The organism is Psychrobacter sp. S4(2024), from assembly GCF_036861305.1.
Lineage (GTDB): Bacteria > Pseudomonadota > Gammaproteobacteria > Pseudomonadales > Moraxellaceae > Psychrobacter > Psychrobacter cryohalolentis.
Window position 1 is genome coordinate 633441 of record NZ_JAZAQR010000003.1, and the last position, 23839, is coordinate 657279.

General features: G+C 43.7%; 17 protein-coding genes and 2 pseudogenes. 6 read left to right on the forward strand and 13 right to left on the reverse strand.

Annotated features, from left to right (window positions below; genetic code table 11):
- Positions 1 to 42: 42 nt before the first annotated feature.
- On the forward strand, positions 43 to 336 hold the full coding sequence (locus tag VLA57_RS10500; RefSeq protein WP_011513629.1) for a cory-CC-star protein: 294 nt from the start codon (positions 43 to 45) through the stop codon (positions 334 to 336).
- A 33-nt stretch (positions 337 to 369) separates the two neighbouring features.
- Positions 370 to 1386 carry an ArsA family ATPase gene (locus VLA57_RS10505; protein WP_133104341.1) on the forward strand — a complete coding sequence of 339 codons (1017 nt, stop codon included), beginning with the start codon at positions 370 to 372 and terminating at the stop codon, positions 1384 to 1386.
- 41 nt (positions 1387 to 1427) lie between these two features.
- On the opposite strand, the gene VLA57_RS10510 is transcribed toward VLA57_RS10505, so the two are convergent.
- Positions 1428 to 3044, reverse strand: coding sequence for a DUF3482 domain-containing protein (locus VLA57_RS10510; protein WP_133104342.1), 1617 nt, complete (start codon positions 3042 to 3044; stop codon positions 1428 to 1430).
- A 133-nt stretch (positions 3045 to 3177) separates the two neighbouring features.
- Positions 3178 to 4584, reverse strand: a complete 1407-nt coding sequence (locus VLA57_RS10515) for a DUF2868 domain-containing protein (RefSeq protein WP_133104343.1) — start codon at positions 4582 to 4584, stop codon at positions 3178 to 3180.
- A 483-nt stretch (positions 4585 to 5067) separates the two neighbouring features.
- Between VLA57_RS10515 and VLA57_RS10520 the strand changes: the two genes are divergently transcribed.
- Both VLA57_RS10520 and VLA57_RS10525 read left to right on the forward strand, forming a co-directional pair.
- Positions 5068 to 6549: a nucleobase:cation symporter-2 family protein gene (locus tag VLA57_RS10520; RefSeq protein WP_133104344.1), complete on the forward strand. Its 1482-nt coding sequence runs from the start codon at positions 5068 to 5070 to the stop codon at positions 6547 to 6549.
- Positions 6550 to 6809: 260 nt separating this feature from the next.
- On the forward strand, positions 6810 to 7601 hold the full coding sequence (locus tag VLA57_RS10525) for an SDR family oxidoreductase (RefSeq protein WP_133104345.1): 792 nt from the start codon (positions 6810 to 6812) through the stop codon (positions 7599 to 7601).
- Positions 7602 to 7648: 47 nt separating this feature from the next.
- Here VLA57_RS10525 and VLA57_RS10530 read toward each other — a convergent pair.
- The 3 genes and pseudogenes from VLA57_RS10530 to VLA57_RS10540 form a co-directional block, all read right to left on the reverse strand.
- Positions 7649 to 9151: pseudogene (locus VLA57_RS10530) on the reverse strand (bifunctional 2-methylcitrate dehydratase/aconitate hydratase).
- A gap of 141 nt (positions 9152 to 9292) precedes the next feature.
- Positions 9293 to 9883 carry a GNAT family N-acetyltransferase gene (locus tag VLA57_RS10535; RefSeq protein WP_011513636.1) on the reverse strand — a complete coding sequence of 197 codons (591 nt, stop codon included), beginning with the start codon at positions 9881 to 9883 and terminating at the stop codon, positions 9293 to 9295.
- Between the two features lie 83 nt (positions 9884 to 9966).
- On the reverse strand, positions 9967 to 11820 hold the full coding sequence (locus tag VLA57_RS10540) for an ABC transporter ATP-binding protein (RefSeq protein ID WP_133104346.1): 1854 nt from the start codon (positions 11818 to 11820) through the stop codon (positions 9967 to 9969).
- Between the two features lie 115 nt (positions 11821 to 11935).
- Between VLA57_RS10540 and VLA57_RS10545 the strand changes: the two genes are divergently transcribed.
- Positions 11936 to 12400: a DMT family transporter gene (locus VLA57_RS10545; RefSeq protein WP_133104347.1), complete on the forward strand. Its 465-nt coding sequence runs from the start codon at positions 11936 to 11938 to the stop codon at positions 12398 to 12400.
- On the opposite strand, the gene prpF is transcribed toward VLA57_RS10545, so the two are convergent.
- The 8 genes and pseudogenes from prpF to VLA57_RS10585 form a co-directional block, all read right to left on the reverse strand.
- Positions 12397 to 13650, reverse strand: coding sequence for a 2-methylaconitate cis-trans isomerase PrpF (gene prpF, locus VLA57_RS10550; RefSeq protein WP_133104348.1), 1254 nt, complete (start codon positions 13648 to 13650; stop codon positions 12397 to 12399). The two genes, VLA57_RS10545 and prpF, sit on opposite strands and share 4 nt — an antisense overlap.
- Positions 13651 to 13730: 80 nt before the next feature.
- Positions 13731 to 13991: a Txe/YoeB family addiction module toxin gene (locus VLA57_RS10555; RefSeq protein WP_037025847.1), complete on the reverse strand. Its 261-nt coding sequence runs from the start codon at positions 13989 to 13991 to the stop codon at positions 13731 to 13733.
- A gap of 104 nt (positions 13992 to 14095) precedes the next feature.
- Positions 14096 to 14353: pseudogene (locus VLA57_RS10560) on the reverse strand (type II toxin-antitoxin system Phd/YefM family antitoxin); the annotation flags it as partial.
- A 191-nt stretch (positions 14354 to 14544) separates the two neighbouring features.
- On the reverse strand, positions 14545 to 17178 hold the full coding sequence (gene acnD / locus VLA57_RS10565) for a Fe/S-dependent 2-methylisocitrate dehydratase AcnD (protein WP_333954896.1): 2634 nt from the start codon (positions 17176 to 17178) through the stop codon (positions 14545 to 14547).
- A gap of 249 nt (positions 17179 to 17427) precedes the next feature.
- Positions 17428 to 18555, reverse strand: a complete 1128-nt coding sequence (gene prpC / locus VLA57_RS10570; RefSeq protein ID WP_133104351.1) for a bifunctional 2-methylcitrate synthase/citrate synthase — start codon at positions 18553 to 18555, stop codon at positions 17428 to 17430.
- A gap of 115 nt (positions 18556 to 18670) precedes the next feature.
- Positions 18671 to 19561, reverse strand: a complete 891-nt coding sequence (gene prpB / locus VLA57_RS10575; protein WP_133104352.1) for a methylisocitrate lyase — start codon at positions 19559 to 19561, stop codon at positions 18671 to 18673.
- Between the two features lie 372 nt (positions 19562 to 19933).
- Entirely contained in the window at positions 19934 to 21220 is a 1287-nt protein-coding gene (locus tag VLA57_RS10580) for an NRAMP family divalent metal transporter (protein ID WP_011513645.1), read from the reverse strand.
- Positions 21221 to 21527: 307 nt separating this feature from the next.
- Entirely contained in the window at positions 21528 to 22553 is a 1026-nt protein-coding gene (locus VLA57_RS10585; RefSeq protein ID WP_133104353.1) for a LysR family transcriptional regulator, read from the reverse strand.
- A gap of 225 nt (positions 22554 to 22778) precedes the next feature.
- Between VLA57_RS10585 and VLA57_RS10590 the strand changes: the two genes are divergently transcribed.
- Positions 22779 to 23825 carry a hypothetical protein gene (locus tag VLA57_RS10590; protein WP_133104354.1) on the forward strand — a complete coding sequence of 349 codons (1047 nt, stop codon included), beginning with the start codon at positions 22779 to 22781 and terminating at the stop codon, positions 23823 to 23825.
- The last annotated feature ends 14 nt before the right edge of the window (positions 23826 to 23839 follow it).

A 23839-nucleotide genomic window follows, 5' to 3' on the forward strand; every position in this document is an offset into this window, starting at 1 on the left:
TAGGCATGATAGATAATAAGCATACGCAAAATAAGGGTCATTATGGAAAAGGCAGATATCACAAAACCTATAAAAAATATTGAGCCATGGTGGCAACGGTTTGCGGCTGGGTTAAACGAGTTTTATCATGCGCCGTATCGCCAGACGATGGCACGCGCCGCGCGTGATGAGGAAGATTTTTTTATGCTACTCATGTTTGCGGAAAGCTTAGGCATCGATAATCCGGCAAGCTTCTATACGCTAGAATTGCAGCCTTTGTTTTTAGAAAATTTCCATGAATGGCATACACGCATGGGCATGGATAGATGTCCCTTTGATCATGTTGGTTGTTGTTAGTTTCCTTTGAATTAATTAAAACGAGATAAAAGTATGGCATTACATCCATTGCCTGCATTTGTAGAGCAATTAATGACACAGCCGATTATATTTATCGGTGGCAAAGGCGGAGTGGGTAAAACCACCACTGCCGCTGCACTTGCCAGCTATTATGCCAATCAAGGTAAAAAGACGCTGATTGTCTCGACTGATCCGGCACATAGCTTGGGCGATGTGTTAAACGTCCCGCTAAAAAATCAAAAAACAGTCGTAACCCCTTATTTGGACGCTATTGAACTAAACCCTGACATCATCGTTGATGAGCATTTTGCCCAAGTTGAACGCACCATTACCTCTTATGCCAATCCAGATATGATGCCAAAAATTCGCGAGCATCTACGGCTATCAAAATCAGCACCTGGTGCACAAGAAGCCGCGATGCTCGAATCCATGTGTCACCATCTAGTCGAAGCAGCAGATGCCGGCTATGAGCACGTCATTTTTGATACCGCACCGACGGGACATACACTGCGTTTATTAGTGCTGCCTGAGATGATGGGGGCATGGACGGATGGATTGCTCGCTCAGCAGCGAAGGCAGGCAAAACTGCGTTCAGTGGCAAATCATTTGGGCAGTCATGAACAAGACAATAATAAAAACGACTTAGCCAATCCATTTGCCGAAAAAAAGAATGATCGCTGGGAGCAAGCAGTATCTGTACTAGAAAAACGCAAACAGCTGTTTCGTCAGGCAGGGTTGCTGCTTCATGACCGTACACAAACCGCCATTGTATTAGTGATGACGGCTGACGTATTGCCACTGGCTGAAACAAAGCGAGCGATAGAGCAGTTAGAAGACAGTAAGCTTATGCCAGCCGCAATCGTTATCAATCAGTTGATAGCTCTGACCCAGTCCGATACGTTTTGGCGTCGTCGTGCTGAGCGCCAACAGCAATTAATGCAAGATATTGAGCAAAGCTTTCCCAATTATCCGCTATACCCAATATATCTACAGCAAACCGACGTACGCGGTACTGATGCCTTAAGTGCATTAGTAAGCCCAGCATCATAAAGCCCGTCAGTAAGAGATATTATCTTTAACATGTTTATGCATTATGGCTGACCCTGATACGACGACAGCTTACTTGCCAGCGACCATGCCATATCTGCGCGTAATAACTGCGCCTGCTCAGACTTGCCACTACTGAGTGATGACCACTGCGGTTTGCCACGAGCTTTTTTTAGCTCACTTGGCAGTTTGTGCGTTGCCCATGGCGTTATAGCATTATTATTCCCAGCGTCAGTATCACCAATTGACGCCTCACCCTTATATATCAGCTGCGTAGCATCTGTTGCTGCATGCCCACGGTGACGTAGCGCAGTGAGCAAATCTATCGCCCGAGTAGCTAGCAGGGTCAATGTTGCAGGGTCGATATATAACCGCTTAACCCCTGATATTTTATCGGCGATACTGCCAGTATTGGATAGCAATCCACCTGCGATGCCACCGATGGCAGCACCCAACCCCAAGGTTGTACCAAGAGCCGCCGCATCAATACCCAATCCTAGTAACGCGCCAGCCGCAGCGCCTGATGTGGTGCGAATGCCATAACTTTTGAGAAGCTCAGGGTCGAACGGGTCTTGCTGATAGGCCTGTAGCTCAAGTGGCGTTGCCGCTACGTCATTGTCATAAAATTTATATAAACTAAGCAAATTATGCTGCATTGCGCGTTCACTCTGTCTAACCGCTTCTTGCATTTGCTGTAATACTGGCATGGGATCATCATCTTCGCCAATCTCTCGTACAAATGCTGCGACGTTTAACAAGAAATCTGCAATGATAATATTGGCTTCATCATATAACTGTGCCCAGTTTCCAGTGCGGCGCGCCATTAATTGTTCAAGCATTTCAGAATGGGTAAGCATAGTCGCAAGATTCTGCCATAAACGCATCTCATCGTTAAATTCAAATGCCACTGAATCAAAGCGCGTCGAGATATGTAAGTTACGTCTTGCCAGCATAGTCTGCCAGTCATCAATATTGGCATCCTGAGCATCAGTGAAATTAAATACCGGCATAACAGGAATCGCGGCCCAAGATAAAATAGCCAGCTCATCTCTATATTTACCGAGTACCGGCTCACGCGCATCGACGACATAGATGGCCATATCACTTGCTAACAGCTGACGAATCACTTTGGCTTCTTGGCTATAGTCCTCATTGCTACTTAGCGCATCACTACTTTGAGCAATATCAGCTGCCAAAAACTGTTGCAGGCGCTCAATACCATCACGGCGACTGGCGGTATTATCTTCAAGCCAATCCATCAGCCCTGATGCGTCCTCCAAACCTGGGGTGTCATATAGAGCCACCAACACTTCACCCGTTTGACTATCCGTCAGTTGGGCACGCTCTACATGGCGCGTGGTTGCGGCTTCATTTTTTACTTCACCGAAATAAACGTCACGCAATAGAGTACGTAATATAGAGGTCTTACCCGTATTGGTATGACCAACGACCGCAAGCTTTAATGCCTCACCACTAGCGATGGTTTTTTTAGCTGTCCTGTAGCTAGTCTCTGGTTCACTTGATGACTGTGTGGCTAATCCAGACGATGATGCTTGAGGATTTACCTCATACGCTTTATCAGCAAAAAGCCCTGCAGGCTTATCAGTTTTTTGCAGACTGTTCTGCGTATTATTTCCCTGATTATTATTGTCATTATTCATAATAGAATCTTATATTGATTGGTAGTATCCAAAAACATCATAGCTTTTATTGTAGAACAAATTGATCTATCTTTCGGTATGAGTTCAATAATCCATCGCCTAAAAAACAGATTTCAGGCAACATTCCTAAGCCTCAGTTATTAATCAAACCGATTTTTCGAGCAGATAGGGCAGTTTGCCATTGCTGATAACGAACATGTTGTTTTTCTAAATTCGAGTCTGAACCAGCATTTAAAACATCATTGCCCGTATTATGGTGCTCTGTCAGACTCAGGCTATTGTCCTCTAACAGTTGTACAATCAGTCCATGTTTGGCGTGATTGGCGATCTGATCAAGTTTACGCAAGGTACCACGGTCAGGCAGCGCTTTAAAATGAATACCAAGCAATACCTGTACCGGATTTGCATCTAGGTAAGCCTTTAGCCGTGCCATATCTTCACGGTCATCAAGAATACCAAAATTCTCAATATCAGTCGTATCAGTAATGCCTGTAACGAAACCCGACTGCCACCATTGGTTTTGCTCCGCTGGATACTCTAATAGCGCAACCAGTTTTTTGCCCGCACTGACTTGGGCTTTTGGGGCGATAGGCGCGGGGGCTTCTTTAAAGTCATCAGCATCCACCACATGACGCTGCCAAAAATTCAAAATCTTTTGATAATAAGGCAGCTTAATATCCAAACGCATCTTTTTACGACGGAACATCAAGGCACAAAATGCCCATGCAATCGCCCTTGGTACGATACCGTACATCAGCAAACTACCAACCAACAAGCCTGCCCATTGCCGTGCGACAGACAAAGGCATAGCATCAGTCACTAATCGGCTCTGTACGATAGCCGTACTGTCCGGAACATCGAATCCAACCATACTTGGTAACCATCCAAGTAGTTGCGTCAAAGTCATTAGCGCCTGATCTGACAGCAGCGTTGACTCCCAGCTAAAGCTGTATTGACGCACAATCAGCAGAAAGATAATCGCAAGCAGCATACCAGTCAGTGTGGCAAGCCATAACTGATGACTAAATCTGCCCAAATACCAACGCATACCGCTATGCTGTAATTGACGCTCGTACAGAGTGACTGCCGCTTGGGTTACATCATCTTTACCACGTATCAAATAACTGGGACTGACAAAGCTGGCAAACCAATTTGAAGACTGCTTGCCTTGACTGATAAGCGTCATGGCTAGCCAGCCCAGAAGCATAAGACTATGAAAACCCAGTAAGCATACCAAGACGTAAAAGAAGTTCACCACATTGGTCTGCAATAAGGTAAATAATCCCAAAAATCCCGAGAGACACCAAATCACGCTCATAACAACCATGATGCCTTTGATGCGACCATCAATCTTACCAAGCACGCCTGCCAGCGCGGCATTGCTGTCGATTCGTGACGCTCGTCGATGCAGTTTTTGCAGTGGCGATCCTTCTTCATTTTGCAGCTTTTCAGTAATGAGTAGCGGGTCAGTGGCAAAGACATGCTGCTGCGTCTCAAGAGTACGTACCAGCTCAGTCAATTGGTCTTGGGGCGATAGCATGGTCTGATGTCCGTATAATCAATGGTGAAATGAAATATCAAAATGTGTTGAAAATTATAATCATAAAAGCGTATGTGTTGATGCAATTGTTACTTTATTTCTGAAGGTTATAGATGTCAATTTTAACGATATTTATATTGCTAACAAAAAAACCTGACCATATGGTCAATAATAACTGGCAGTTATTATAAATAAGCGGTATGCTAAAAACACATTAGAATCCTGATTTAAATGTTTTATCAAATATTCATCCCTATTCTAATGTCAAATTCAGATTATACACAGCGCTATCTGCCGCTATAAACAAAAGTGGCGCTATAGCTGACCAATAATAAAGATTGATGAATAAAAGGGCGATACGCCTTTTTAGCAATGATAGGTAGAGTATTTGGTTTTATAACAATCTTGAGTCCCATTCTAGGAGTTGTCGAAGAACAAGCCTAGAACATATCAACAACAGAACACGAAGGACGGCTATTTAATATGGATATTAAATCTACTTCTCAATCGGCAGTTGCTCGCCCAGAAGATGAAAACTTGGGTGTTGGCGCCAATATTGCTTATGGCTTTCAACACGTACTGACCATGTACGGTGGTATTATTGCGGTTCCATTAATTGTGGGACAGGCAGCTGGATTATTACCCGCTGAAATTGGCTTGTTAATTGCCGCCTCATTATTTATCGGTGGTCTTGCGACTTTATTGCAAACGATTGGTGTGCCATTCTTTGGCTGTCAGCTGCCACTCGTACAAGGTGTATCGTTTGCGAGTGTGGCAACCGTGGTTGCGATTGTGACAACGGGGGGTGGACTACCTTCTGTGTTTGGTGCTGTCATTGCCGCCTCTGCTTTGGGCTTTTTGATCACGCCTATTTTCTCCCAAATTATCAAATTCTTCCCGCCATTAGTGACTGGCACCGTCATTACTACTATTGGTTTGACCTTGATGCCAGTCGCTGCCCGCTGGGCAATGGGCGGCAACAGCAACTTACCTACCTTTGGTAGTATGACCAATATTGGTCTTGCTGGCTTCACGCTAGCGATGGTGTTATTACTAAGCAAGCTTGGTAATGCTGCGATCAGTCGCCTATCGATTCTATTAGCGATGGTCATTGGTACTTTTGCTGCTTGGGCATTAGGCTTGGTTGATTTCTCTGGTATTACGACAGGCTCTATTTTTGCTTTCCCATCACCGTTCCATTTTGGTATGCCGACCTTTGAGATTGCGGCAATTATCTCTATGTTTATCGTGGTATTGGTTATTTTGGTTGAAACGTCAGCAGATATTTTGGCGGTTGGCGATATCATTGAGACAGATATCGATTCAAAACGTTTGGGTAATGGACTACGAGCTGATATGGCAGCCAGTATGATTGCCCCTATATTTGGCTCATTTACTCAAAGTGCTTTTGCACAAAACGTAGGCTTAGTTGCCGTAACGGGTGTTAAAAGCCGTTTTGTAGTCGCTTATGCCGGTATTATTTTGGTTATTTTGGGCTTGATGCCGATTATGGGTCGTGTTATCGCTACTGTTCCTACTGCCGTACTTGGCGGCGCCGGTATCGTATTGTTTGGTACGGTTGCAGCCAGTGGTATTCGTACGCTTGCGCAGGTCAGCTACACCAATAATATGAATCTAATCATCGTTGCGACCTCCATCGGTTTTGGTATGCTACCGATTGCAGCGCCAGCGTTTTATGATCAATTTCCAGACTGGTTTGCAACGATTTTCCATTCAGGTATCAGTTCTGCTGCCATCATGGCCATTGCCCTAAACTTGTTGTTTAACCACTTAAAAATAGGCAATTCAGACCAACAGTCCGTATTTGTTGCTGGTACAGAAGACCGCTCGGTACGTCCTGTAGTGATGATTGATCTATATGAAGGTGATTATTTTACTGAAGGCAAATTGTTTGATTGCGATGGTAAAGAGATACCTATATCAAAAGAACCAGCGCATCACTAGAAGCTAAAATCAAAGGCTAAAAAAAGCCAGACAATTAAAGCAAACGTATAAAAAGCTGCCTGTTATGGCAGCTTTTTTGTTCTTGTGTATATTCTATTTCATCAAAATAATAAGGCTGCGAAAATTTATCACATGATCAGCGTTCAATATAAGTGACACACTCCCCCTATGGTAAATAGGTTTACATTGAATCAATATAGTAGAAGTAGTTTTAATATTGCGTTATAACCCCTATAAATACTCACAAGGATGAACGCCTTATGAATACTAAAAATTATTTTATCATCGGTGGTACAGGCGGTATCGGTAAAGCCATGGTTGAACAATTGGTACAAACTGCCGCCAATGAACACGCTAGCACCCTTACGAATAACGATATGCACACCGATACTGACATCCGTGTCTTTGCCACATACCATAAAAGCGTGCCTGATTTTGAAGCAGAAAATCTGTATTGGATAGCGATGGATATCTGTGACGAGCAAAGTATCAAACAAGCAGCTGATGCGATTAAGCAGCAAACCACACATATAGATTGGGTGATTAACTGTGCTGGATTGCTGCATACCAAAATGCGTCAGCCAGAAAAATCACTACAACAGATTGAAAGTGAGTTTTTTTTACAGAATATGCAGGTTAATGCTTTGGCAAGCTTGCTCATTGCCAAGCACATCAAACCGCTATTGGCAAAATCTAAACGAAGCGCAGATAAGCCTGCGATTTTTGCGACGATATCGGCAAGGGTAGGTAGTATCAGTGACAATCAACTCGGCGGTTGGTACAGCTACCGCATGAGTAAGGCGGCGCTTAATATGGGTATGAAAAACCTGAGTATTGAATGGAGTCGCTCTCTTAAAGACGTCTGCGTGGTAGTAATGCAGCCAGGCACTGTCAACACCCAGCTATCAGCTCCGTTTCAGGGCAACGTAGCTGACGGGCAGTTATTTTCGCCAGCCTATAGTGCTGAATGCTTGCTTGAGGTACTCAGTAAGATGGGTGCTGCCCAATCAGGGAGTTTTGTGGATTGGGCAGGGGAATCTATACCGTGGTAGGTTTTAGAATGAGCCTTATTTCATTAGAAATTGACGAGTTAAGGCGATCAATAGGCGACAAATAAATCCATAAATACGTTTACTGGTGTCTGCTCTAACCGCTGTTGGTCGCTACACAATGCAAAAATCTCTGTACAGCGACTGTCGATAAACCGTGTCGCAAGACTGGCACGGAACTTTGCCTCCAATATCGGCAAACCCTCAGTACGGCGGCGTTTATGACCGATAGGGTATTCAATCGCTACCTTATCGGTACTACTGCCATCTTTAAAAAACACCTGAATGGCATTGGCAATCGAGCGCTTGCTTGGATCATGATAGTCTTTTGAATAACCAGCATCTTCTTCAACGACCATCTTATGACGCAGACCATCAATCAAAATATGATGCTCGGCATGATAATCATCTTCATAGTTTTCAGCCATCAAATCACCGGTGAGTAAAGCCACGGCGACCATATATTGCAAGCAATGATCGCGATCAGCAGGATTGGCCAGCGTCCCTTCCTTTGAGATGATCCGAATAGCAGACTCATGAGTCGTTAAGATGATTTTTTCAATGTCTTCCATGCGGTCATCAATACGTGGATGCAAGATAACGGCCGCCTCACAAGCAGTTTGCGCATGGAACTCGGCAGGGAAGCTTATCTTAAATAAGACATTCTCCATCACATAGCTGCCAAACTCGCGCTGGAAGGTAAAGCACCGTTCGTTTTCAGGCTTAAGCGCCAAATCCTTATTAGTATGACTAAAGAGCACATCATAAAAGCCCCATTGCGGCGCTGTCAATGCAGATGGAATGCCCATCTCGCCGCGGCGCGTGATATCGACCAAACGTACGGCGCGACTGGTCGCATCCCCTGCAGCCCATGATTTGCGACTACCAGCATTGGGTGCATGACGATAGGTACGTAGCGCTTGACCATCGACGATAGCTTGAGAGATGGCAGCCATGATACGCTAATGTGGCAGTTTATAAAGTTTGGCAACGACAGCGGTCGACGCCAACTTCACTAAAAATACATGATCGAGACCCACACGATTAAAGGAGTTGTCTAATGCCAACACCCCTTGAATCTCATGCGCCATAATCATGGCTTCTAGCACTTCTTTCATAATAAGAGGTGCATGCCCCTGACTGACGTTTTGCTGGCTGATATAATCCGCCACTGCCAAAATCGCCCCTAAATTGTCAGAGGGGTGACCCCATTCGGCAGCGAGCCATGTATCATTATAATCAAGCCAGCGCACGATACAACCAATGTCAAAGGCAGCTTTAATAGGGTCTAGGCGATAGGAGGTGCCGGGGACACGCGCGCCATTAGGAGTAATTTGATCGGCGCAATCAGGACCTAAATGCTTGGTACATTCAGGGAAACGTAATGCCAGTAGTCCGCAGCCAAGCGTGTCCATCAGGCAGTAGCGAGCGGTATTCCAAGCATCAGCGCTATTGGGTGAGTCGTTATCTATAGAGTAATTGAGTACATAATCGGCGATTTTTTCAATCTCGCTATCATACGCCGGTCGTACATTGCTTTCCACAGTGGACATAATCGTTACCTCTTCCTTGAGTCAGATATATAAGTGACTTATCAATCCTATTACGAATCAATAAACCTGCTATCAAAAATAGCATACTCACAATCGAACCACAGTGAAGTAGTGTAAGACTTGCCTTGAGTGGAAAAATCTTTAGACCATCAAATACAGTAAACCAATAATAAACAACACTGCTAATATCAATAGCAAAAAGCTAAGAATACTGCTTGTCGTACCTGAGCTTTCTCTTTTTACTTTGACCTTTTTAATAATAGGTAGCACCATAATGACATGCTCAATACCGTCTTCAAGATAATGCTCGCCTTCAGGGATAAATCCAAGAGATTGGTAAAAGTTTAATAGATAAGTCTGGGCTGAGATGATGATAGGTTTTTTACCGTATTTTTTACGGCAATATTTGATAGCTTCTAGCATCATTTGACGGGCGACACCATCACCGCGATGTGCTGCTAAAACCAGCACTCTACCAATCGATGGGATAGGACCTGATGGGGTTACGGCAGATTTTTTGGTATTAAAAACAGGCGGAATAATGCGGCAATAACCAATCAGCTGCTCGTTTTGGTGCGCGACCAGATGTAAGCAATCAAAATCGACCTCATCCATATCTTGATAAGGGCAATTTTGCTCAACCACAAACACTTGCGAGCGCGCTTTTAAAATATGATACAGATCAACGGAGGTTAATTCATCAAAGGTTTTTATCGAAATTTCACAAGTCATAATCACACAGCTTCTAACGATTTAAAGGATAATCAAAAATAGGATGCAGCAAAGAGTGAGCATTATAACGATTTCGTACCGCATTAACTATTCAAGGTTTGACTGATTTTATCTAAGTTCAGACTATCTGACATGGCACTGAATATTTCAAAATACTTGCCGCCTTTACGGTAAAGCTCTTCATGAGTGCCGGTCTCGACCACGCGCCCATCTTCTATCACTACCAAGTCATCGGCATCAATGATTTGGGCAATATTGTGCGACACCATAATAACAGTACGGTCTTTCTTAATAAGATCTAAGCTTTTTTTGACCTGTTGACTGGCAATGGCATCAAGGCTAGCGGTTGGTTCATCCAAAAACACAATAGGCGGATCCTTTAAGAACATCCTTGCCAGCGCAATACGTTGCTGCTGTCCACCTGATAAAGATTTTGCGGTACTCTCATAGCCTTTGGATAACGACATGATTTGCTCATGAATAGAGGCTTTTTTTGCTGAAATGATAATATCTTCATCAGTCGCATTCATATCGCCATAGCGGATATTTTCGCCAATCGTACCCGAAAAAATATGATTGCTTTGTAGCACTAGACCGATATTTTGACGCAATTCATGAGTATCACAGTCGGCTAAATTATGCCCATCTAAATATATCTTGCCGCTATCTGGCGCGTAAAATTTTACCAATAGGCTAATAATCGTACTCTTTCCTGCACCAGAGAGGCCCACCAGTGCAGTAATACGATTGGGTTTGATGGTAAAGCTGACATCTTTTAGCGCTTGGGTGCCATTGGGATAAGTAAAATAAACGTTTTTAAGTTCGATGAGACCTTTTAAATCTTTACTGCTTTTGCCAGTGATGTTCTCAACTTGGCTTTCATCTTCTAAAATCTCAAAAAATCCTTCGGCATAGGTCAAGGCATTATTGATTTGATCATAAATACGATGTAACTGTCGGATAGGAGCGGCGACGTTTTGGAATAGCATTACATGGAATAAAATCATACCAATAGTCATTTGACCTTTTAATACAAAATAAGCTGTGAGAAGAATGATAACCACCACGCCGATTTGCTCAATAAAGGTCTTTACTGCATCATAAATAAAACCAATGCTACGAATACGCAGCTGATTATCAGTCATGTCTTTTTGAATCTGTAAATGCTTCTCCGCCTCGATAGACTCGCGGACAAACGATTTTACGACACTGATAGAATTAATCAGCGATATAACCATCCCGCTTTTGGCTTCTCTAAAGCCACGCATCTGCCGGCGAAAACCTTGTAACCGCCTTGCTTGTTTTTGACTAATAAAAAAGTAAATCGGGATGATAATCAGACCAACCAAGCCTATCCAAAAATTGGTCGAAAACATGATAATGAGTGAGACGATCGCACTGGCAAACAGCGGTAGCATATCGATAAAGAAGTTTTGCACCAAGCTGGTCAGGCTACTGACACCATAATCAATACGGGTTTGTAATTTTCCGCTGTCGTTTTCGCTACTGGTATAAAATGCCATGCGGTAGGTCAAGATGCGCTCAATGATTTTTTGCGATAAATCACGTGATAGATTGATACGAATCTTTTCGCCGAAGAAGCGTTGCCCAAACGAGATGAATATCGATAATATCTCTTTGGTTAAGAGTACCGCACTGATAATGGTCAGCATGCGCACGCCAGCTTCCCAAGGCTCAGCGAGAGTAGCGATTTCGGTCAAGGTATCAACGGCATAGCGCAGCACAAAGGCATTAACTTGCGCGGTAAAGGAGCCAAGCACTGTTAGTATCAAGGTCGCTATAATTAAGATCTTATAAGGCGCGGCAAAGACAGCCAGTTTTTTAAGGATGTCCCACAACAGCGCCCGCCGTTCTTTTTTCTCGACCGGCGGCTTTTTATCTAACTGCACATGGCGTGACTGGGGACGAGTTGGCATAAAAACTTAGCTCATGGATTTTAATATTTTACTAAATCATATTTATATTAAAATTATTAAAATAAAGTTTGGTATTATATAGAGACATTCTTTGTTCTCTTTTGGTGGACGCCATTTGAAAATGCTTCCTTATATCTTGATTAGCCTGTTAGGCGGTGCCATTGTTCCGCTCCAACTGGCTATTGTCAACGCTTTTCGAGAAAGTACGCAAGCCTCGCAGATCCAATCCACCTTTTATTTATACTTAGGAGGTGCATTGGCTTCTCTAGTGCTGTCCTATATGATGAGTGGTGGTATCAAGCCGCCAATAATTGAAAATGCGACATGGTGGATGTGGTTACCAGGATTTTTGGGCAGCTTTTATATCTTGTTTATGTTTATTGCCGCGCCAAAAATAGGCGCAGGTAATACATTGCTCTGGGTTTTTCTAGGGCAAATGTATTTTGCCTTGATTCTAAGCCAAACTGGCTTATTTGGCTTAGAGGTTAAAACAATAGATATCTATAAAATTTCTGGTTTAGCCTTAGTCACTATAGGCGGGATGTTAATGATATATGGAGAGAGTAAAGTAAACGGTTAAAAAGCATCCGCTGGCACAAAAACTTCACCAACCATGATACGACGTGCTGAGCGACTCATCGAGACTTTTTTGGCTTGCCAGCGCCCAGCGACTTGTTCTGTTTTTCCGCCGACGAGCAATGTGCCAGAGGGATGACCAAAACGTACTTCTGACAATTCGCTCCCGCCCGCTGCTTCATTAACTAGCGTACCTTGCGTAGTCGCTGCTGCTGCTATGGCAACCGCTGCTGTGCCCATCATCGCATGATGCAATTGACCCATACTCATCGCCCGTACGACCAAATCAATATCTGCTGCCTCAACTGCTTTGCCACTTGAGGCGTTGTAACTTTGCGCAGGAGCTACCCATGCGATTTTTGGAATATGTTGACTGGCTTGTGCCTCGCTGACGTCTTTAAACAATCCCATCGCAACGCCGCCTGTGGCACGGATTTTCTCAAGCTTGGCAAGTAGCTCACCATCGCTGTTGATATCGCCTTGCAGCTCAGTACCGGTAAAGCCTAAATCTTCTGCTTTCATAAAGATAGTTGGAATACCTGCACTGATAAAGGTTGCTTTGACACTATCAGTATTTAGACCACAGCCTGAGACATCGAAGTCATCGATTAGATTGTTTGTCGGGAACATGTCACTAGATGAATCAACCGGATCGATGAACTCAATTTTTACTTCAGCGGCTGGGAAGGTCACACCGTCTAATTCAAAATCGCCGGTTTCTTGCACTTGTACCTTGCCTTGCTCATCTTGATACACAGGCACGTGGGCGATAATGGTTTTACCGATATTCTCTTGCCAAATGCGTACTTCACATATACCGCTATCTGCGTTGTCTTCGAGGCTGTTAGTAATCTTGTCAGCATCGACCAAACCCATATTAATGGCGCAGGCGCCAACTGCAGCGGTTAAGTTGCCACAGTTACCCGCCCAATCAATCATAGGCTTTGCGATATTGACTTGTCCGAACAGATAATTCACATCATGATCTGATTTATCAGAAACCGATAAAATAACCGTTTTTGACGTGCTAGAGCTGCCATTACCTAATCCATCGATTTGCTTACCGTAAGGATCTGGGCTACCGATGACACGTAGCAAAAATTGATCACGTGATTCACCAGCAACTTGGCAACGCTCAGGTAAATCAGACAGTTTAAAAAACGTGCCTTTAGAGGTACCGCCGCGCATATAGGTAGCAGAGACGGATAGTTGCGGGGCAAAAGAGGGTTTTGATTGAGAATTGGTTTGGGCCACTGTATTAAGTCCTTTTTATATTGTTATAAGATTGGGTATGGTGCCATCAGCAAGTAAACCCGAACGATTAAGAGCGCTCGTTAATAATGATAGCGACAAGAGATAATAGTCAGATAGTTATCATCGACGGCATATACCAACCGATTAGCATCATCGATGCGTCTTGACCAAAATCCTGATAGATTTTCTTTTAGGGGTTCAGGTTTGCCAATGCCTTCAAACGGATTACGCTTACATTCGGTAATGAGTTTGTTAATACGTTTGAGTGTTTTTTTGTCTTGTGTTTGCCAATACAGATAGTCTTTCCACGCAGCATCTGTCCATGCTAGTTGCTCACTCATTATTAGACCCTTTGGATTGATTAAAGCCTTTGAGTTCAAGCATTCTCAACGTTGCTATCCGTGTGCTCATTGTCATCGCTGCTACCGTCACTTTTATCATTGCCTTCTGCCGTATCAATTAGCTCACGCGTAACAGTCTTGCCAGCTTTATATTGGGCAATAGATTTTGCTAAGTGCGCTGCATTGGCAGGAGATTTTAATAAATAAACGGTTTCCATCAGGCTATTGTAATAATCAAGCGACATGACAACCGCATCATCAGCGTCACGACGGGTCACGATAGTGGCGTTGGCATCGTCGTTTACCGTATCTAGAACGGACTTTAAGTGCTTTCTGGCTTCTGAAAAACTAATGACTCTCACAACATACTCCATAACTTGTACAATATATAGTACATATTACGCTATTAATTAAGTAAACTCAATATTTAGCTACTATCTAATACTTAGGTATAAGTAAGAAGGCTTAGTGTATAAAATGCAAAAGCAAATAAAAACCGATGTCATATAAGGTTATACAACATCGGCTCTTTGTTTATTTAACACTCAAACGCTTAAACAATATCTAGCGTGCCATCGATAAACTCTTTGGCAAAGCGCTGTAGCATCCCGCCTGCGTTATACATTTTGACCTCATCAGCGGTATCTAAACGGCAAATGATAGGGGTTTCAGTCGTGCTGCCATCAGCACGGTTAATCACCAGCGTCATCATGCCGCCAGCAGAAACTTCGCCTGTGACATCAAAGACTTCCGTGCCGTCTATATTTAGGGTGTTACGAGTCGTACCTTTTTCAAACTGCAAAGGTAGTGCACCCATACCAACTAAGTTTTGACGATGGATACGCTCAAAATCTTCAGCGACCACCACCTCAACGCCTGCTAAACGCACGCCTTTGGCAGCCCAATCACGGCTTGATCCTTGACCATAGCCGTCACCTGCGATAATGATCAGCGGCTGTTCACGGTTCATATAGGTTTCGATTGCTTCCCACATGCGCATGACCTGACCTTGTGGTTCAACCCTAGCAAGCGAACCTTGGATTACTTCACCTTTTTCATCACGTACCATTTCATTCAATAGCTTTGGATTGGCAAAGGTTGCACGCTGAGCCGTTAAATGGTCGCCGCGATGGGTGGCATAAGAGTTATAGTCTTCGCTTGGCAGACCCATGGTATCAAGGTACTCGCCAGCTGCTGAGTCGCCCAAAATCGCATTAGACGGTGATAAATGGTCAGTGGTAATATTGTCACCTAATACCGCTAATGGACGCATACCTTTTAGCTTATTCATCGCTGCCATTTTGCCTTCCCAATAGGGTGGACGACGAATATAAGTGGTCTGATCACGCCAGTTATATAGTGGACTGAGCGCTTTACCCGTATCTTTTTTGGCTTCATCAAACATCGGGATATACACGGCATTGAACTGCTCAGGCTTCACGGCAGCAGCGACAATAGCATCGACTTCGTCATCATCAAACCAAATGTCTTTTAGATAAACATCATTGCCATCCATGTCTTTGCCCAATGAATCTTTTTCAATATCAAAACGGATATTACCGGCGATAGCATAAGCGATGACCAGTGGCGGTGACGCTAAGAACGCTTGCTTGGCATACGGGTGGATACGACCATCAAAGTTACGGTTACCCGATAATACCGCAGTGGTGAACAGATCGTTATCGATGATTTCTTTTTCGATATCAGGATCAAGCGCGCCACTCATACCATTACAAGTGGTACAAGCAAAGCCAACCACGTCAAAGCCGATTTCTTGTAGCTCAGGCATCAGACCCGCTTCTTCTAGATACATTTTGACGGTTTTTGAGCCGGGTGCTAATGACGATTTCACCCAAGGCTTACGCAATAAGCCTTTCTTATTAGCATTACGGGCGACAAGACCAGCAGCAACCATGTTGCGAGGATTAGACGTATTGGTACAGCTGGTAATCGCGGCGATAATCACCGCGCCATTTGGCATCAAACCATCTTTTGGCTCTGGTAATTTATCACCCTCACCGTGAGCAATACCTTTCGCAACCAAATCTGTGGTTGACACGCGCGCATGCGGACGTGAAGGGCCTGCCATATTACGGACTACTGATGATAGATCAAACTCAAGCACACGTGCATATTCCGCATTTTCCATGCCGTCAGCCCATAGACCGGTCTGCTTGGCATATTGCTCAACCAGTTTAATTTGTGCTTCACTACGACCTGTTAAGCGTAGGTAGTCAATGGTTTGCTCATCGATATAGAACATCGCTGCGGTTGCGCCATATTCTGGGGTCATGTTTGAGATAGAAGCACGGTCACCGACGCTTAATTGGCGTGCCCCTTCACCGAAGAATTCAATATATGTAGATACCACGCCTGCATCACGCAAGAACTCGGTCATAGCCAATACCAAATCGGTACCAGTAATGCCTCTTTGTAATTTACCAGTTAGCTTAACACCTACATAATCAGGGAGACGCATATAAGACGGGTTACCAAGCATGACGCTTTCCGCTTCAAGCCCGCCAACACCGATTGAGATAACGCCTAAGGCATCAACCATCGGCGTATGACTATCGGTACCGACCAAGGTATCGGCAAACGCCACTTGTTCACCGGCTTTATTCTTTACTACTTGCACAACCGGCGACATTTTCTCTAGGTTAATTTGATGCATGATGCCGTTACCAGGCGGTACGACGTTCACGTTATCAAAGGCATACTGACACCAGTTGATAAAGTGGAAACGGTCATCGTTACGGCGCTCTTCGATAGCGCGGTTTTTCTCAAAGGCGTTTTCTTCAAAACCTGCATGCTCAACGGCCAATGAATGGTCAACAATTAATTGTGTTGGAACAATCGGATTCACTTTAGATGGGTCACCGCCTTGCTCAGCGATGGCATCACGGAGACCTGCCAAGTCAACAAACGCGGTCTGACCTAAGATGTCATGACAAACGACGCGGGCAGGGTACCAAGGAAAATCTAGGTCTTGCTTGCCCTCGATATGCTGCTTAAGCGCTGCGGTTAAATCTTCTGGTGGGCAGCGGCGTACCAAGTTTTCACACAATACTTTTGAGCAGAACGGTAGCTTGTCATACGCGCCAGCTTCGATATTTTCGATTGCTTCACGGGTATCAAAGTAATACAAATCTGTGTCAGGTAATGGCTTTTTAAAGGGTTCATTCATCGGTTGTACAAGGGCGTTGTCCATAAGTCACCTTTAGCTGTTGGGTGGTTTAAATTCAAAAAATAGTCATTCTTTTAGCAAAATCATCAGTGAAATGAGACGTTAGAAGAGGGCTTTGCTAAAAAAACATGGTTAAAAAGACAGTGAGGTTATTAAGAAAAGGTTTAACTACTAAATTGTTGTATATGTTTAGCAGTTAAGCCGGCTATCTCGCATAAGTATTTATGCGAGATAGTAAATACTTATGGATTAACGCGCGCTCATCTCTGGTACTGGGCGCAGCTCTTCGCCAGTATATTCCGCACTTGGGCGAATGATACGGTTGTTAGCACGTTGCTCAAACACGTGTGCGGCCCAGCCTGTTAGACGCGAGCAAACAAAGATTGGCGTGAACAGTTTGGTTGGAATACCCATAAAGTGATAGGCAGACGCATGGAAAAAGTCAGCATTACAGAAGAGTTTTTTCTCGCGCCACATCACTTCTTCACAGCGTACTGATACTGGATATAGCACTTCATCACCAACATCTGCTGCCAGTTTTTCAGCCCAACCCTTAATCACAACATTACGCGGATCTGATTCGCTATAGATAGCATGACCAAAGCCCATAATCTTATCTTTACGCGCCAGCATTGCCATCATCTCAGACTCTGCTTGATCAGGAGAGGTAAATCCTTCAATCATATCCATCGCAGCTTCGTTGGCGCCGCCATGCAAATGACCGCGTAATGAGCCAATCGCGCCAGTGATACAAGAATGGATATCAGATAGGGTAGAGGCACAGACGCGCGCGGTAAAGGTCGAAGCATTAAACTCATGCTCAGCATAAAGAATCAGTGATACGTCCATTACCTTAGTATGTAGCTCGTTTGGTTTTTCACCTTTAAGCAGATGTAAGAAATGACCGCCAATCGTATCATCGTCGGTTTCAGTTTCGATGCGCACATTGTCGTGGGTAAAGCGATACCAGTAATTGATGATTGATGGGAAAACCGCCAGCATACGGTCGGTTTTATCGTTCTCTTGTGAGAAGTCAGTTTCCATCTCAAGGTTACCAAGCATCGAGCAACCGGTACGTAATACGTCCATCGGATGGGCATCTGCAGGAATACGCTCAAGCACATCTTTTAATGCTTGTGGTAAGCCACGTAAACCTTTCAATTTAGTTTGATAAGCATCAAGCTCGCTTTGGGTAGGCAAGTTGCCGTATAGCAACATATAAGCGACTTCTTCAAAGATGCACTTGTCTGCCAATTCTGAGACATCATAACCACGATAAGTCAGACCTGATCCTGATTTACCAACGGTAGATAGAGCCGTCTTACCTGCTACTTGACCACGTAAACCTGCGCCTGAAAGTTCTTTCTGTGCTGCCATGATAAATTCCTTTTGTTGGTAGCTTGTGTTGGATAAAATATAAAGGTACTGCAAATATTAGATAATGCGCTGGTATGTTCATTGATAGAAAAACCAACGCTTTTAACCACTAAGACTACTTATTATCTGCAAACAGTTTGTCTAGGGTTTGTTCAAACTCATGATAGTTTAAGAAGTCATACAGCTCCATACGGGTTTGCATCGTGTCAACAACTTTGTCTTGTGTGCCATCAGTCAATAGATGCTGATATACGTTTAATGCCGCTTTGTTCATCGCACGGAAAGCTGACAACGGATAAAGCACCATATCAACACCTACCGCATATAACTGCTCGGTGGTATATAGATCGGTTTGACCAAATTCGGTCATATTAGCTAGGACTGGAATATCAAGCACATCGGTAAACTTACGGTACATCTCAATATCCGTTAGTGCTTCCGCAAAAATCATATCAGCACCAGCTTCTTGAAAAGCAACCGCGCGCTCAACCGCTGCATCAAGACCTTCGACAGATAGGGCGTCGGTACGTGCCATCACCACAAAATCTTTGTCCGTCTTGGCATCAAGTGCCGCTTTTAGGCGATCAACCATTTCTGAGATACTAACAATTTCTTTATTTGGACGATGACCACAACGCTTTTGCGCCACTTGGTCTTCGATATGAACCGCCGCCACACCGGCTTTTTCCATTTTACGAATGGTTTGAGCAATATTAAATGCACCACCAAAACCGGTGTCAATATCAACCAATAATGGCGTATCAACCGCATCGGTAATACGGCGCGCATCTTCTAAGACGTTATCAAGGCTAGTCATACCCAAATCTGGCAAGCCAAATGAGGCATTGGCCACGCCAGCACCAGAGAGATATAAGGCTTGATGACCAACTTGAGTTGCCATCATTGCTGTATAAGCGTTAATTGCGCCAGCAATCTGTAGCGGTTGATTATTATCATTTTTTTGTTTCATTGCACTGCGAAAGCGAGCGCCAGCTGATAGGGTCATGTCGTGGTCCTTACGTGGAGGGAAGATCTTGTCGTTATCATTCGCGATTCAATCGTTGTGCTTGATTATAACCAATTATTCAGGACTGCAAAGCGGGATTTTCATTCAACTGTTAATATAAATTAAATTAACAAATTAAAAATATTAATACTATTTAATTAATGGATAGTGCTATCCAATAATTAGAGGTTTGTATCCATTAGTATTCATAACGTATCAAACGCTGCATTTCTCCTAATTAAATATTTACATCTGGTTACAATTATATCTATAAGCGTTTTATCGTTGTCTACAAAAAAGCCCTCTTAGTCTTGCTAAAAGGGCTTTTACTCTATCAAGTCTATTATTAGCTAGATTGGCTAACCTTTATTTTTAACCAATAATACCTGCAAGGCTAGCTAGGAATAACAAGGTAAAGCCACCTAAGAATACAAGCCCTGCAATCGAATAGGCGTTCATACCGGCTGATAGCTTTTTATGGTTTTTCACTAGCGAATAGTTTAACCAACCAAAGATAGGCGCGGATATAAAGGCGGATATCATCGCAAACTTCAGCATAGCGCCTAATTGTCCGGCAAAGAAGCTGATAATCAAAAGACCGCCACCGATAGCATAGGTGGTCCAAAAGGCGATTTGCTTTTTATTAATCTCGTCTTCACCTTTTAGTAAGCGCCAGCATTCGGCGTTGGCACGTCCATAGCCATCCGCACAGGTAATAGTGGTGCCAAACATACACATAAAGGCGACAAAGGCGACCAGTAGTCTTGACCATTCACCGATAGTGGCGGTATACATATTGATAAGCTGATCAATATAAGCGACACCTGCGGTTTGAATCTCTTGACCTGAGCCGTATTGTACGAAAACGCCCAACGCTAAAAAGAACAAGGCTAAAATAGCGGAAACTAAGAAACCGACATTAAAATCCAGTAAGCCCTGACGGTGAGTGGTATTGTCCGCTTTTCTCTTGGCTGATGTCCACATCGAGGTGATGGCAGCGAACTCAAGTGGTGCTGGCATCCAACCCATAAGAGCCACAATAAACCCTAAAGTCGCCAAGTTCCAAGGAGAGGCAGGGACAAAATCCGCCACCATAACCGTCGGCTTACCAGCAGCAATCATCACCGCTAACACGGTTGCAGATACGAGCGCAATCATAATCCACTTGGTCACGCCGTCAAGCAATTTATAATGACCAGCAATCAGAAAAAACCAACATACAGCAACGATAATGACAGCTAAGGCAATACTTGATAGTCCTACAGATGCGGGAAGCATAAAGCCCAATATCACTGCCGCAAGCAATGTCACAGCCCCCGTACTAATCACCGCCGATAAAATAGATAGGATAAAATAAATCCAGAGATAAGCTTTTGAGCGTTTGGCATAGCCTGCGATTAAGCTCTCGCCAGTGTCGTAGACATAATCGGTGGCAAAGCGGAAGAACGGATACTTAAAGACGTTGGCTAATATAATCATAATCGCCAGCTGCCAGCCATATAACGCGCCAGCCTGTGTCGATGAAATCAGATGCGAGCCGCCAATAGCAGCAGTCGCCATCAGAATACCGGGACCAAAGATTCGCCAGCTAAAGCCTTCTTGCTGCGCGGAGAGAGTATCGCCTGTGGCGCTTGGGTTATTGAGTGGTTGTGTGGTCATGCTTACCTCGAAATGGTTAAAACGGCAAATCATCACTTACCTGTGTCAGTTTGCCAATGATCATGAGCGCATCGCTTAATACTATTCATTAGTACTGTTTACGAGTACTGTTTCTTAAAACGATTTGTCTTGTATCGACTTTAGCACACCAATCCGGTTTAGTAGAATGATTATTCATATAATTATTACTTATTTTTTGCATAGCCATTCCTGATAGTTAGCATAATTAAATGTAAATATCAAGATTTATCAATGGCTATTTTTTCGGGCTTCTTTATACCACAATTATGACTCAATATCTGATAATTTAGCGCTGAGATTCAAATTTTTGCCGGCGGTAAGTAATGCCGCGCTGCTCATAGACATGATAAGTCGCACGCAATAAGTCAGGAATATGAGGATGCACAAAATCCTTAAGTGTATGCAGATAAATAGGTGAGGTGACGTTTTCGTGAATGAGACGCTGATAGCTGATCTGCTCCGTACGCACCGTTTTTAAGCTGGCAGGGACTAAGGTGATGCCTTCGCCCGCCGCTACTAACCCGAGTGCCACTTGCAAGTCACTAACGGTGGTGGTCATAAATGGAGAGATACCGTACTGTGCAAATAAATATAGTAAAGGCTCTGTTATCTGCTCAACAGTAGAGGCTTGATGATGGCTCGTATTATTTTTCTTATTCTGCCCCAAGGTTTTAGGAGTCCCTGTGCTTGATACCGTTTCTGGCATTGTAGATACAGGCAAGTGGGTTTGATGATAGAGAATCAGGCGGTTATTGGCCAAATCGATCAAGCGTTGCTCGCGCACATTGGCAAGCGGATGGGCTTTGGGGAGGGCAACGACATAGCGCTCGTGGCGTAACAGTATTTGCTGTATCCATGGGTCTTGATGGGCAAAGCGTCCAAAACCAATATCGATATCACCAGATTTGAGCGCATCCATTTGCTGATAGGAGCTAATGTCCTTTAGGTTGACGTCAATCTCAGGATTGGACTGCTTCAGTCTGGCAATAATCTCAGGTAGCAACCCATACAGTATAGAGGGTACAAAACCGATATTTAATGCGCTGCTAGGGGCAGATAAGCGCTGGGTCATACCAACAACCGTATCGACTTCTGTCAGTATGGTACTGATTTTATCGTAAAAGAACGTGCCAGCTTCTGTTAAATGTAGCGGTCTATGATAACGATCAACCAACATCACGCCCATGTCTGTCTCAAGTTGCTTCAGTAAACGGCTTAAACTGGGCTGTGACAGTCCGATTTTGGTAGCGGCTGCACTAAAGCTCCGAAGCTCGGCAACGGCAATAAACGCATTGAGCTGCTTTAAATCCATGTTTTATGCTCATTTATCTGTAATATCATGTCGATTGATGAAGCGGATACTACTGTATTTTATATCAATAATAGCAAAACTATAAAATTATGCTTGAAGCATATGAGTTGACACTCTATATTGTTTATTAACGATAGCGTTACACTTTAGCAAACTAAAAAACTTTTCCCTTCATTCTAGCAGTCATCTACGGTTTCGTGGCATAAACTGGTTTGGTATCACTTCATGAGCGACAAAAAAGACAAGCAAAGCGCCGATTTAGAGGCAAACTTAGCAAAAATCGCTAATACGAAGCCACGACTGCGTAATCGTAAACATAATATCTATGAGCGTTATATCACTCGTGTTGAAAGCGCAGAGACTATTGAAAGTACTATCGAAAATACAGAAAATGAGCTCAAGCCAACTGTCACCACTGATGCTTATGATGAGACTGATGTTGGTCTTAGTGCAAGTCTACTGGACAGTTCTGTTCAGCCGCACATATTACAACCGCTTAAAAACGCTGACAAGCTGTCATCCTATGAGCCACTAAGTGCAGCAGAACTAGAGTTATTTGGCAGCCAAGAGCAAGATAATGTGGAAAATACAGCAGGGTTACAGATATCTGATAACGCGAGCACATCGGTAAGCTTAGACTTCTCTGATGAAGATGAGAAGGTTATACACCCTTTAATGACAACTGAGGCGACTGATAACGCAGCTTCTACAGTTAAAGATGAAGATGAAGATACTGAGGTAAATGATAGCGCTTATATTGATGAACCTATCAGCCCTGCACCTTTAACAACTTTGCTCATCAAAAAATCGAAAAAAAAGAAAGCGATAAAATTAATACAAACGCAGAAGAGTAGTAAAAAGACGCTCATTATAGGTATGGTGCTTGGCTCACTCATGATTTCTGGTGCTGTATTCACGTTAATTGCGACTGGTTTCTTGTCCACCGGTAATACGTCTACAGCGTTAAATGAAGCTGGCACGCCTATTAATGAAAACGCGACTCAGACAAGCCCGGTCACCAAACAAACAGCTACTGACACTGAAATAAACACCACTGAGAAAAATGTTGTGGTAGAGGCTAATAAGCCACCTGCTATCATTGAAGTGCCCAGTGACTCTGACCCTGCCAAATCATCAATAACCAAGCCTGCAACGAACGCAATGAATAATAATGAGGCAGCTGCTAGTACGTCAACATCCAAGCCTGCCATCACATACGAAGATTTTAGAGAAGAGTCACAAAACACGCTATATCGTGAAACCAATGATTAGCGTCATAAAAACTC

Coding starts and splice junctions, on each gene's coding strand:
- VLA57_RS10515 (WP_133104343.1), bottom strand. CDS start 4,584: ATGCTATCGCCCCAAGACCAATTGACTGAGCTGGTACGTACTCTTGAG.
- VLA57_RS10520 (WP_133104344.1), top strand. CDS start 5,068: ATGGATATTAAATCTACTTCTCAATCGGCAGTTGCTCGCCCAGAAGAT.
- prpB (WP_133104352.1), bottom strand. CDS start 19,561: ATGACCCTATCAGCTGGCGCTCGCTTTCGCAGTGCAATGAAACAAAAA.
- VLA57_RS10540 (WP_133104346.1), bottom strand. CDS start 11,820: ATGCCAACTCGTCCCCAGTCACGCCATGTGCAGTTAGATAAAAAGCCG.
- VLA57_RS10525 (WP_133104345.1), top strand. CDS start 6,810: ATGAATACTAAAAATTATTTTATCATCGGTGGTACAGGCGGTATCGGT.
- VLA57_RS10555 (WP_037025847.1), bottom strand. CDS start 13,991: ATGAGTGAGCAACTAGCATGGACAGATGCTGCGTGGAAAGACTATCTG.
- VLA57_RS10585 (WP_133104353.1), bottom strand. CDS start 22,553: ATGGATTTAAAGCAGCTCAATGCGTTTATTGCCGTTGCCGAGCTTCGG.
- VLA57_RS10510 (WP_133104342.1), bottom strand. CDS start 3,044: ATGAATAATGACAATAATAATCAGGGAAATAATACGCAGAACAGTCTG.
- prpC (WP_133104351.1), bottom strand. CDS start 18,555: ATGGCAGCACAGAAAGAACTTTCAGGCGCAGGTTTACGTGGTCAAGTA.
- VLA57_RS10580 (WP_011513645.1), bottom strand. CDS start 21,220: ATGACCACACAACCACTCAATAACCCAAGCGCCACAGGCGATACTCTC.
- VLA57_RS10590 (WP_133104354.1), top strand. CDS start 22,779: ATGAGCGACAAAAAAGACAAGCAAAGCGCCGATTTAGAGGCAAACTTA.
- VLA57_RS10535 (WP_011513636.1), bottom strand. CDS start 9,883: ATGACTTGTGAAATTTCGATAAAAACCTTTGATGAATTAACCTCCGTT.
- VLA57_RS10505 (WP_133104341.1), top strand. CDS start 370: ATGGCATTACATCCATTGCCTGCATTTGTAGAGCAATTAATGACACAG.
- acnD (WP_333954896.1), bottom strand. CDS start 17,178: ATGAATGAACCCTTTAAAAAGCCATTACCTGACACAGATTTGTATTAC.
- VLA57_RS10500 (WP_011513629.1), top strand. CDS start 43: ATGGAAAAGGCAGATATCACAAAACCTATAAAAAATATTGAGCCATGG.